General features: G+C 70.5%; 8 protein-coding genes and 1 pseudogene. 2 read left to right on the top strand and 7 right to left on the bottom strand.

Annotated elements, in window-relative coordinates:
- Window positions 1-91: 91 nt before the first annotated feature.
- From QE392_RS10165 to QE392_RS10135, 7 genes are all read right to left on the bottom strand, one after another.
- Window positions 92-934 (bottom strand): hypothetical protein, encoded by an 843-nt coding sequence (locus QE392_RS10165; protein ID WP_307451272.1) that lies wholly within the window; start codon window positions 932-934, stop codon window positions 92-94.
- Window positions 931-1,596 (bottom strand): LuxR C-terminal-related transcriptional regulator, encoded by a 666-nt coding sequence (locus QE392_RS10160; protein WP_307451270.1) that lies wholly within the window; start codon window positions 1,594-1,596, stop codon window positions 931-933. Before QE392_RS10160 ends, QE392_RS10165 begins: the two co-directional genes overlap by 4 nt.
- Window positions 1,584-2,966, bottom strand: coding sequence for a sensor histidine kinase (locus QE392_RS10155; protein ID WP_307451268.1), 1,383 nt, complete (start codon window positions 2,964-2,966; stop codon window positions 1,584-1,586). Before QE392_RS10155 ends, QE392_RS10160 begins: the two co-directional genes overlap by 13 nt.
- Before the next feature lie 210 nt (window positions 2,967-3,176).
- Window positions 3,177-4,442: a multiple monosaccharide ABC transporter permease gene (mmsB, locus tag QE392_RS10150; protein ID WP_307451265.1), complete on the bottom strand. Its 1,266-nt coding sequence runs from the start codon at window positions 4,440-4,442 to the stop codon at window positions 3,177-3,179.
- Window positions 4,429-5,955: a multiple monosaccharide ABC transporter ATP-binding protein gene (mmsA, locus tag QE392_RS10145; protein WP_307454107.1), complete on the bottom strand. Its 1,527-nt coding sequence runs from the start codon at window positions 5,953-5,955 to the stop codon at window positions 4,429-4,431. The genes mmsB and mmsA overlap by 14 nt, the downstream gene beginning before the upstream one ends.
- A gap of 168 nt (window positions 5,956-6,123) precedes the next feature.
- Window positions 6,124-7,227 (bottom strand): multiple monosaccharide ABC transporter substrate-binding protein, encoded by a 1,104-nt coding sequence (gene chvE, locus QE392_RS10140; RefSeq protein ID WP_307454104.1) that lies wholly within the window; start codon window positions 7,225-7,227, stop codon window positions 6,124-6,126.
- A 319-nt stretch (window positions 7,228-7,546) separates the two neighbouring features.
- Window positions 7,547-8,572, bottom strand: a complete 1,026-nt coding sequence (locus QE392_RS10135) for a LacI family DNA-binding transcriptional regulator (protein WP_307451263.1) — start codon at window positions 8,570-8,572, stop codon at window positions 7,547-7,549.
- A gap of 399 nt (window positions 8,573-8,971) precedes the next feature.
- On the opposite strand from QE392_RS10135, the gene QE392_RS10130 reads away from it, so the two are divergent.
- On the top strand, window positions 8,972-9,955 hold the full coding sequence (locus QE392_RS10130) for a Gfo/Idh/MocA family protein (RefSeq protein ID WP_307451261.1): 984 nt from the start codon (window positions 8,972-8,974) through the stop codon (window positions 9,953-9,955).
- Window positions 9,956-10,281: 326 nt separating this feature from the next.
- Window positions 10,282-11,143: pseudogene (locus QE392_RS10125) on the top strand (NYN domain-containing protein).
- Window positions 11,144-11,192 lie beyond the last annotated feature (49 nt).

Below are 11,192 nucleotides of genomic sequence, written 5' to 3'. Positions count from 1 at the left end.
CGCGTGAGGGGTCGATCTCTGTCGCTTCGGACCCGCCTCGGCGACAAACATTGACCCCTCACGCGTCGGGCGGGGCCGCGAGCGCGACGCGTCAGCGCAGGCGGACCGAGCCCATCGTCGCGGTCACGTCGACCTCGGCGACGGCCGACGAGCTCGTGCGCAGGCCGTTGTCGACCGAGCCGAGACCGTCGTCGATGCGCACGTCGTACTCGTCGTCGGGCAGGGTGATGTCGGCGGAGCCGGCGGTCACCTCGACGTCGGTGCGCGTCGGGGCGACCCCGTCGAGCGTCGCGGTCAGCTCGCCGCCGGCGACCTCGAACGCTGCGGTCTCGACATCCGTGAGCCGTGCCGTCGCGGAACCGCCCGACAGCGTCAGGTCGATGTCGCGCGCGACGCCGTCGACAGACGCCGTGCCGCCCGCGACCTCCACCGTGACGTCGCCGAAACCGCCGCTCAGCTCGAGCGCGCCGCCGGTGACCTGGATGTCGGCCCGGATGCCGGACCCATCGAGGTCCCGCGGCAAGACGAGCGTGGCGCGCGAGCCGCTCCCCCAATCCGCGAATGAGCCCGAGGGCGACGCGACGCGCAGGGAGTCGCCGTCGCGCTCGAACGTCCAGCCCTTCCGACCGTGGCTGTCGGCATCGAGCTGCGCGAACGCGACATCGCCGAACTCGACCGTCAGCGCGCCACCGGCGAGGTCGATGTCGAGCTCGGTCAGCTGCTCCGCCGTGCCGTCGGTCGAGCTGTCGTACGTGGCGGTCTGCCCACGCCAGTCGGCCATGCTCGCCACCGCCGACACTCCCGTGCCGGCGAGGGTGCCGACGGCCACGCAGGCGCCGACGACGATGGTGACCACCGACACGGCGAACGCCGCGCCGCGGCGACGGGGCGGCTCCGAAGCGGAGGGCGTGGGGGTGGGGGCGGAAGTGGTCATGAGGTCGCTCCGGTGTGGTCGTGGCCCAGGTGCACGAGGGCGGCGATGACGCGGCGGTTGCCGGTCTCGTCCTGCTCCAGGCCGAGCTTGGTGAAGATGGCGGTGATGTACTTCTCGACGCTGGCCTCGCTGACGAACAGCGCGCCGGCGATGGCCTGATTCGAACGCCCCTCCGCGATGAGGGCGAGCACCGACCTCTCGCGCTCGGTGAGGCTCTGCAGCCGCTCGTCGCGGCGGCGGCGCGTCAGCAGCTGCGCCACGACCTCGGGGTCGAGCACGGTGGCCCCACCCGCGATGGAGGCCACCGCCGCGAGGAAGTCGGCCACGTCGGCCACCCGATCCTTGAGCAGATAGCCGAGCGCACCCTGCCCGTCGGCGATGAGGTCACTCGCGTAACGCTCCTCGACGTACTGCGACAGCACGAGCACCGCCAGTCCCGGATGCCGGGAGCGCAGCGCGATCGCCGCGCGGATGCCCTCGTCGGTCCACGTCGGCGGGAGCCGCACGTCGAGGATGCACAGCTCCGGCGCCGTGTCGGCGACCGCGGCCTCGAGGCCCGCGGCATCCGGAAGCGCGGCGACGACCTCGTGACCGTCGTCGGCGAGCAGGCGCACGAGCCCCTCGCGCAGCAGCACCGAGTCTTCGCAGATCAGGACGCGCACGGGACGTTCACCTCCACCGTCGTCGGTCCCCCCTGCGGGCTGTCGATGCGCGCCGTGCCGCCGGCCGCGGTGACCCGGTTGACGATGCCGTCGAGGCCGCCCCCGGGGACGATCCGCGCACCGCCCAGACCGTCGTCTTCGACACGCGCCCAGAGCGATCCGTCCTCCCGCACCCGCACGTCGACGCGACAAGCGGCGGCGCGGGAGTGCTTGGCGGCGTTGGTGAGGGTCTCGGCGATGGCGAAGTACACGGCCTCCTCGGCGGCGCGCCCGCAGCGGCGGGGCAGCCGCACGTCGAGGGTCACCGGGGTGTGGGATCGGGACGCCAGGGCCGACAGCGCGGCATCCAATCCCCTGTCCTCGAGCACCGAGGCGTGGATGCCACGGGCGAGCTGCCGGAGCTCGGTGATGGCCGACTTGGTCGAGGCGTGGGCCTCGGCGACGAGCGCCTTCGCGGTCTCGGGGTCGTCGTCGATCTTGGTCTGCGCCAGGCCCAGTGTCATGGCGATCGACACGAGGCGCGGTTGGACGCCGTCGTGGAGGTCGCGCTCGATGCGCGTGCGCTCCACCTCGGCGGCGCGGACAGCGCCCGCTCGACGCGTGTCGGAGGTGCGGGCCTGCTCGACGAGCTGCGCCTCGCGGGAAGGCACGAAGATCGCCCGCACGATCACCCCGTGGAGGATCGCGAGTCCCACGATCGCACCGAGTGCGACGACGATGGCGGCCGCTCCGGTGAGGGGTGCCGCGACGCCCGGCAGCGGCACGATGCCGAGCAGGCGCGTGTCGGACCAGCCGAAGATCGGGCTGACGACCAGGCCGATGCCCCACGAGACGATGCCGATGGCCGTGACGGTGATCAGACCCAGCACGGTCGCGACGGCGAAAGATGCCACGGCCCGCCACTGCAACGGATCGATGGCCTGCAGCCAGATCGTGTGCAGCACGCCGACGAAGCCCGGCTTTCCGCTGCGACGCGGGCGGAAGGGCGCGAGCCCCAGGCGGTAGAGGCCGTCGACGCGGGCGCGCTCGAACCAGGCCACCGCGAAGAGGGCGTAGACGAAGGCGACGAGAACGACGACGCCGATCAGCAGCGCCGGAAGCAGCCCGAACCCCGAGCCGAACAGGCTGAACAGGGCGGTGAAGACGGCGGGTCCGACCACTCCGAGGGCGGCGAGGTGGGCTGCGGCGCCGGCCACGCGACCGGGCGATGACACGCGCACCCTCGGCGGCACGGCGACCGGGGCCGGGGCGGGCGGTGCGGTTGGTGTCGCGGCGTCGTGCGAGGCGGGGGCGGCGGGCGCGGAGGCGGCGGGCGCGGAGGAAGCGCCGGGCAGCGGCGGCGGGGGCGGGAGAACGGATGCCGTGGTCATGGCATCCACGCTATGACTCCGCCCCGCGCGGCACCGCCCGGTCAGCCCCCGGCGCCGTTCGGGTTATCCCGAACGCGCGTGAGGGGTCGGTTCTTGTCGCCGCGGGCGATCCTGGGCGACAGAACGTGACCCCTCACGCGGCGCGGGCTGCCGGGGACGCGCGAACGCCCCGCCGCACGAGGGCGACGGGGCGTTCTCAGAGGGCGCGGATCAGCCGCGGGTGCGGTTCTTGTTCCAGACGTCGAAGGCGACGGCCAGCAGCAGCACCAGACCCTTGATGAACTGCTGCACGTCGGTCGAGATGCCCATGAGCGACATGCCGTTGTTCAGCACACCCATGACCAGACCACCGGCGATCGCGCCGACCACGCGGCCGACACCGCCCTGCACCGCCGCCCCGCCGATGAAGGCGGCGGCGATGGCATCCAGCTCGAACAGGTTTCCGGCGCCGGGCCCGGCGGAGTTCAGTCGGCCCGTGAAGACGATGCCGGCGAGGGCGGCCAGGACACCCATGTTCACGAAGAGCATGAAGTCGACGCGGCGGGTGTTGATGCCCGACAGCTTCGCGGCGGTGCGGTTGCCACCGATCGCGTAGATGTGGCGGCCGAAGACGCTGCGGCTCATGACGGTGGAGTAGCCGATGATCAGCACCGCCAGCACGACGAGCACGATGGGCGTGCCGCGGGAGCCGGGTGCGACACCGAGGAGGTACGTCAGGTACGCGATGAGCGCGCCGCCGCCGATGACCTTCACCAGGAAGGCCGCCGTCGGCTCGTTGTGGAGCTCGAGCGCCGCGCGCTTGGCACGCTGACGGACCTGCGACGTCACGAACAGCACCAGCGTGAGCACGCCGAGCGCGACCGTGACCCACTCGGCCGGCGAGGATGCCGCGGGGAACAGGTCGGGGAAGAGGTAGCCGCCGCCGAGCTGGCGGTACTCGGTCGGGAAGGGCGTGATCTGGGTGTTGCCCAGGGTCATCTGCGTGAGACCGCGGAACAGGAGCATGCCGGCCAGGGTCACGATGAACGCCGGGATGCCGATGTACGCCACCCAGAAGCCCTGCCACATGCCGACGACGGCGCCGAGCAGGAGCGACAGCGTGATGCCGAGCCACCAGGGCAGGCCCCACTGCACGATCAGCACACCCGACACGGCACCGACGAAGGCCGCCACCGAACCGACAGACAGGTCGATGTGGCCGGCGATGATGATCATCACCATGCCGATCGCGAGGATCAGGATGTAGCTGTTCTGGACGATGATGTTCGACACGTTGCCCGCGGTGAGCAGGCGCCCGCCGGTCAGCGCCTGGAAGAGCAGCACGATGACGATGAGGGCGATGAAGATGCCGATCTCGCGCAGGCGCGAGGTGAAGAACGTCACGAGGCCCCCGGCACCGCTGCCGGCGCCGCCGCCGACGGGACCCTTCGGCGTGGCGGGACCCTTCGGGGTCACGGTGTTGTCAAGCGCTGACATGGTCGGCTTCCTTTTCCTTCGTCATGAGCACCATGAGTGCCTCGGGAGTGGCCTGTTCGATGGGCAGCTGGCCGGTGATGTGGCCTTCGCTGAGGGTGTAGATGCGGTCGCAGATGCCGAGGAGCTCGGGCAGCTCGCTCGAGATGACCAGCACCCCCTTGCCCTGCGCCGCGAGGGAATTGATGATCGTGTAGATCTCGTACTTCGCGCCGACGTCGATGCCGCGGGTCGGCTCGTCGAGGATGAGCACCTCCGGATCGGAGTAGAGCCACTGCGACAGCACGACCTTCTGCTGGTTGCCGCCGGAGAGCTTGCCGACGACGACGTCGACGGTGGGCGCCTTGATGTTCATCGAGGTGCGGTAGCGGTTGGCGACCAGGTACTCCTCGTCGCCGTCGACGAACCCGCCCTTGACGAGCTTGCGCATCCCGGCGATCGAGATGTTGCGCTTGATCGTGTCGATGAGGTTGAGCCCGGCGCCCTTGCGGTCCTCGGTGACGTACGCCAGGCCGCTGCGGATGGCCGCCGGGACCGTGGAGGTGTCGGCCTTCTGACCGCGGATGTAGACGTTGCCCGAGATGCGCGAACCGAAGCTCTTGCCGAACACGCTCATCGCCAGTTCCGTGCGTCCGGCGCCCATCAGGCCGGCGATGCCGACGACCTCGCCGGCGCGCACGTTCAGGTTCGCCTGGTGGATGACGGTGCGGGTGGCATCCGTGGGGTGGCTGACGTTCCAGTCCTCGATGCGCAGCACCTCGTCGCCGATCTCGACGTCGCGGTCGGGGTAGCGGTTCTCGAGCTCGCGGCCGACCATGCCGCGGATGATGCGATCCTCGCTGGTGCCGCCCGTGGCCACGTCGAGCGTCTCGATGGTGCGGCCGTCGCGGATGATCGTGACCTCGTCGGCGATCGCGCGGATTTCGTTGAGCTTGTGGCTGATGATGATCGAGGTGATCCCCTGGCCCTTGAGGTGGCGGATCAGGTCGAGCAGGTGCTCGGAGTCGTCGTCGTTCAGCGCGGCGGTCGGCTCGTCGAGGATGAGGAGCTTGACGTCCTTCGACAGCGCCTTGGCGATCTCGACGAGCTGCTGCTTGCCGACGCCGATCTCGTTGACGGGCACGTCGGGGCTGTCGCCCAGGCCCACGCGGGCGAGGAGCTTGGAGGCCTCGCGGTTCGTGGCATCCCAGTCGATGAGGCCGCGGTGCGTGATCTCGTTGCCGAGGAAGATGTTCTCGGCGATCGAGAGGTAGGGGCTGAGGGCCAGCTCCTGGTGGATGATGACGATGCCGGCCGCTTCGCTGTCGCGGATGTCCTTGAATTCCACGGCCTTGCCGTCGAAGACGATCTCACCGCGGTAGTCGCCCGCGGGATACACACCGCTGAGCACCTTCATGAGGGTCGACTTGCCGGCGCCGTTCTCGCCGCAGATGGCGTGAACCGTTCCGCGCTCGACGGTCAGCGACACGTCGGCGAGCGCGATGACGCCGGGGAACTCCTTGGTGATCGAGCGCATCTCGAGGATGGTGCTCACGAGGTCCTCCTTGCAGAACCGGCTCGGGGCCGGTCGGGATGGTGGGGCGGGGGCGGGGGCGGATGCCGCGGACCCCGCGGGAGCCTCCGCCGCGACCCGTCGGGCCGCGGCGGAGGCGGGGTGGGGTGGACCCGAGGTCCCCCCGGGGGATCAACCCAGATCGGCCTCGGTGTAGTAGCCGCTGTCGAGGAGGATCTCCTTGTAGTTGTCCTTCGTGACGATCGTCGACTCGAGCAGGTACGAGGGGACGACCTTCTCGCCGTTGTCGTACGTCTCGGTGTCGTTGACCTCGGGCTCTTCGCCCTTGCGGATGTCGTCCACCATGGACACGGCCTGCTTGGCGAGCTCGCGCGTGTCCTTGAAGATCGTCGAGTACTGCTCGCCGGCGATGATCGACTTGATCGAACCGACCTCGGCGTCCTGACCGGTGATGACCGGCAGCGCGTTCGCCGCGTAGCCGCCCGACGTGAGGGCCGAGATGATGCCGATCGAGAGACCGTCGTAGGGCGAGAGCACACCGTTGAGCTTGGTGTCGCCGATGACCGTGAGGATGTTCTCCATGCGCTCCTGCGCGGTCTCGGGCAGCCAGCGCAGGATGGCGGCCTGACCGAACTCGGTCTGGCCCGAGGGAACCACGATGACGCCCGAGTCCATGTAGGGCTTGAGGGTCTCCATGGCGCCGTTCCAGAAGAACGTGGCGTTGTTGTCGTCGGGGCTGCCGGCGAACAGCTCGACGTTGAACGGGCCGGTGGCACCGGTCTCGTTGCCCGACGCATCCAGGACGCCGAGACCGGTCAGCAGCGAGGTGGCCTGCTGCACGCCGACCTGGAAGTTGTCGAAGGTCGTGTAGTAGTCGACGTTCTCGGTGCCGTTGATGAGGCGGTCGTAGGCGATGACCGGGATGTTGTTGTCCGCCGCCTGCTGCAGCACGTCGGTGAGCGTGGTGCCGTCGATCGAGGCGACGATCAGCGCGTTGGCGCCGGACGAGATCATGTTCTCGATCTGCGAGACCTGGGTCGGGATGTCGTCGTTGGCGTACTGCAGGTCGACGGTGTAGCCGAGCTCCTCCAGCTGCGACTTGACGTTGTTGCCGTCCGCGATCCAGCGCTCCGACTGCTGCGTCGGCATGGCGACGCCGATGATGCCGCCGGACTCCTGCTCGCCGCCACCGGCGTTGCCGGTACGGTCGCCCGAGCAACCGGCGAGACCGATGCCGAGCGCCAGGACGCCGACTCCGGCGACCGCCTTGAGCATGCTGTGCTTGTTCACTCTGGTTCCCTCCATTGGGTGATAGTCGCGGCGTCTCCCCTGGAGTCCACCGCCGGCACTGCTGACGGACAGCGCACGGATCGCGCGGCCTCGGGGGCGAAACGAAGGGCCGGTCGTGGACGCGGGAGACCCGGGTCGTTCGAAACGTCTTCGTCTCGACGGATCCGCTCCGCAGCGAGTCCCGTCGGCCGTGTGACCCGGTCATGTGACCGTTCACATTGTGTGTGTGATGCTACCCCGCTCTCAGGCCGACCTGTCAAGTCCCGATACGAATGACGTGTCGCCGTTGCCGAAACGTGACGATTCAGCGCGAAGGCGGAGCCGTCGACGACCGGACGATCAGCCGCAGGTGGTCCGGCACGGCCGCGGGAACGTCGCCGGGCGACTCCCCCAGCGCCGCGAGCAGATCGAAGACGGCGCGGGTGCCGATGCCCACGAAATCCTGCCGCACCGTCGTCAAGGGCGGCCACAGGTGCGCCGACTCGGGCACGTCGTCGAAGCCGACGACCGAGATGTCCTCCGGCACCGAGCGACCTCTGGCCCGAACGGCATGCATGAAACCCAGCGCCATGAGATCGTTGCCCGCGAAGACCGCCGTGGCATCCTCGGTCCGCAACAGCTCCAGACCCGCCTCGTATCCGAACTGGGCCGACCAGTCGCCCAGCACCGGGGGTCGCGGCGTCAGGTCGTTGGCATCCATCTCGGCGAGGTAGCCGCGCATGCGGTGGTCGGCCTCGATCCAGTCGCGGGGTCCGGCGATGTGCAGGATGCGGGTATGTCCGAGCTCGATGAGGTGCCGCACCGCGGCGCGCGCTCCCGCCGCCTGATCGTTGTGCGCGGTGGACACCCCGGTGGATGCCACGGTCTGCACCGGGACGGGGAGCTTCAGCTCCTCGAGGACGGGGACCACGCGTGTCTGCGGCGCCACCGCGATGAGCCCCTCGATCGACTGGTGCATGAGGTGGTCGATCGAGGCGCGGACGTCGTCGGGATCGCTGGTGGCGAGATTGGTGACGGTCAGGCGGTACCCCGCTGCGCGGGCGGCGGATTCGATGGCCTGGACGGTGGAGGCCGCGCCATGGGTCGTCACGCGCGGACCCAGCACCCCGATAAGGCGTGAGCGGCTGGTCGCGAGGGCCCGGGCAGCCTGATTCGGGACGAACTTCAGCTCGGCGATCGCCGAACGCACCTTCTCGGCGGTCTCGGGCCGCAGCTGCGAGCTGTTGTTGATGACGCGCGAAACCGTCTGGTACGACACCCCTGCCAACCGCGCGACGTCACGGATGCTCGGGGCGCGCCCCGTCGCTTCCGGGATGTCGGTGTCGCTCATGGTCCGCCTCATTGCGGGTCGCGCGCTCTGGCGTGACCGGTCACACGAGGATAACCGACGACGCCGACTGGCGCGTCCGCGGAAATCCGGCCGCGAGACGGCATCCCGCCGACGTGTCGATCGGGCGGCTGCGGAGCGACTCGCCGGCGGCACGCGGTGCGGCGGGGGCGCGAGGCCGCCCGGGCGCACAGGCCCATCGGGCGCGCGGGGCCCACCGGGCGCGCGGCCACCCGGGCGCGAGGGTCGACCGGCGCGGGCGGGGCCAACCGGCGCGGGCCCACCGGGGCGCGAGAGCGGCCCGAGCCGACCCGGTGGGGACGGGCGGGCGGATCCCGGCGGGCGTCGACGGATGCCGCGGCGCGGCCCGCATGCTCGCTCCGCGCCGATACGGTGGAGGCCATGACCGGACTGCACTGGGGCATCCTCGCGACGGGCGGCATCGCCCACGCCTTCACCTCCGACCTGCGCACCGCGGGTCTCGACATCGCCGCCGTCGGTTCGCGCCGGCTCGACAGCGCCCGCGAGTTCGCGGAGCAGTACGGCATCCCGAACGCGCACGGATCGTACGAAGAACTCGTCGCCGACCCCGACGTCGACATCGTGTACATCGCCACACCCCACCCCGGGCACGTCGACAATGCGCTGCTGGCACTCGACCACGGAAAGCACGTCCTCGTTGAGAAGCCGCTCACCCTCAATGCCACCGAGGCCGCGATGATCCGCGACCGGGCGGCTGCGAAGGGGCTGCTCGCCATGGAGGCGATGTGGACGCGTTATCTGCCGCACATGGTGCGCATCCGCGAGATCCTCGCCGCCGGCACGCTCGGCGAGGTGCGTGTCGTCTCGGCCGACCACACGCAGAAACTGCCCAGCGACCCCGCGCACCGGCTGAACGACCTCGCGCTCGGGGGCGGCGCGCTGCTCGATCTCGGCATCTATCCGATCTCGTTCGCCGTCGACGTGCTGGGTCTGCCGGAGCGCGTCACGGCGCTCGCCCGTCTCTCGGATGCCGGGAGCGACGCCGAGGTCGCCACGATCTTCACCCACGCGGGTGGCGCCGTCTCGACCACCGTGTCGTCGTCGCGCGGTGCCGGCGCGAACACGGCGCAGATCGTCGGGACCGAGGCCCGTATCGAGATCGATCGCGTCTGGTACACCCCGACCTCGTTCCGGGTGGTCTCACCCGACGGCGACGTGCTCGAGGACTTCGTCTCGGATGTCGAGGGGCGCGGGATGCAGTATCAGGCCCTCGCCGCGGAACGTTTCGCCACGGGCGACGGAACGACGAACGACGTGCTCTCGATCGACGAGAGCGTCGCGATCATGGGCGTGCTCGACGAGGTGCGCCGGCAGATCGGCGTCGTCTACCCCGGGGAGCGCTGAGCGGCTTCCGCCCGGCGGCGGGCTGACGCGCTGGTCCGGGTGCGCGGCGCGCGATCGTCGGCGCGCGTCGGCGGCGCGGCGTCGGAGCGCAGGCCTGCGGGGGCGTCCCCGGCCCGGGGTTGCGGCGCGGGTGCCCGGCGCGGGTCCCCTGCGCGGGGTTGCGGCGAAGGGTCGCGGCGCGGGTCCCCGGCGCGCGTCCGCGGCGCCGCTTGGGACCTACAGGCCCCCGGCGCGGGGTTGCGGTCCGGGCCCCCGGCGCAGGGCCGCGGCGCGGGCCCCCGGCGCGGGCTGATGTGCGGCCCGCGTCGACGGGCCAGACTGGATGCATGCCCGACACTCAGAGCGCCCGCGTCGCCGTCTATCTCGACTTCGACAACATCGTCATGTCGTGGTACGACCGCGTGCACGGGCGCAACGCCTACTCGCGCGACCGGCAGAAGATCGCCGACACCCCGGTCGACCCCGAGATCACCGAGCGCCTGACGAAGGCGACGATCGACGTGGGCGCGATCATCGACTACGCGGCATCTTTCGGCACGTTCGTACTCACGCGGGCATATGCCGACTGGTCCGCGCCGGTGAACGCTGAGTACCGCTCGCAGCTGGTGGCCCGCGCGGTCGATCTCGTGCAGCTGTTCCCCGCCGCCGCCTATGCCAAGAACGGCGCCGACATCCGTCTTGCGGTGGATGCCGTGGAAAGACATGTTCCGTCTCCCCGACCTGTCCCACGTGGTGATCGTGGCGGGCGACAGCGACTACGTCCCTCTCGCCCAGCGCTGCAGGCGCCTCGGACGCTACGTCGTGGGCGTCGGCGTCGCCGGGTCGACGGCGAAGTCGCTCGCGGCGGCCTGTGACCGCTTCGACGCGTACGACTCGCTCCCCGGCATCCCCGATCTGGCGGAGACCAAGAAGGATGCCGCGCCCTCTCGTCCGCGCGCGCGCAAGCGCTCGAAGGACCCCGCAGTCGACCTCCTCGAGCGGGCGATCCAGCTGGAGGGCGAGCGCGCCGACGGCGAATGGCTGCACGCCTCGGCCGTGAAGGACCTGATGAAGCGCATCGATCCGTCCTTCAGCGAGAAGGCGCTCGGGTTCCGGAGCTTCTCCGACTTCCTCAAGGCGCAGACCGACCGCGTCGAGGTGGATGAGGAGTCCAATGTCGTCCTGGTGAGGGCGACGACGCGCGGCTGACGACACGCCGCCCGACCGGGATTCAGGCGCGGGCAGCGGGCGGACGCCC

Origin of the sequence: Microbacterium proteolyticum, from assembly GCF_030818075.1 — a bacterium.
GTDB classification, from domain to species: Bacteria; Actinomycetota; Actinomycetes; order Actinomycetales; family Microbacteriaceae; genus Microbacterium; species Microbacterium proteolyticum_A.
This window is presented reverse-complemented; position numbering and strand designations above follow the sequence as displayed.

What these genes read in the sequence shown, in the direction of transcription:
- mmsB (WP_307451265.1), bottom strand. Translation starts at nt 4,442, where the DNA reads ATGTCAGCGCTTGACAACACCGTGACCCCGAAGGGTCCCGCCACGCCG.
- mmsA (WP_307454107.1), bottom strand. Translation starts at nt 5,955, where the DNA reads ATGCGCTCGATCACCAAGGAGTTCCCCGGCGTCATCGCGCTCGCCGAC.
- QE392_RS10155 (WP_307451268.1), bottom strand. Translation starts at nt 2,966, where the DNA reads ATGACCACGGCATCCGTTCTCCCGCCCCCGCCGCCGCTGCCCGGCGCT.
- QE392_RS10135 (WP_307451263.1), bottom strand. Translation starts at nt 8,572, where the DNA reads ATGAGCGACACCGACATCCCGGAAGCGACGGGGCGCGCCCCGAGCATC.
- QE392_RS10165 (WP_307451272.1), bottom strand. Translation starts at nt 934, where the DNA reads ATGACCACTTCCGCCCCCACCCCCACGCCCTCCGCTTCGGAGCCGCCC.
- QE392_RS10130 (WP_307451261.1), top strand. Translation starts at nt 8,972, where the DNA reads ATGACCGGACTGCACTGGGGCATCCTCGCGACGGGCGGCATCGCCCAC.
- chvE (WP_307454104.1), bottom strand. Translation starts at nt 7,227, where the DNA reads ATGCTCAAGGCGGTCGCCGGAGTCGGCGTCCTGGCGCTCGGCATCGGT.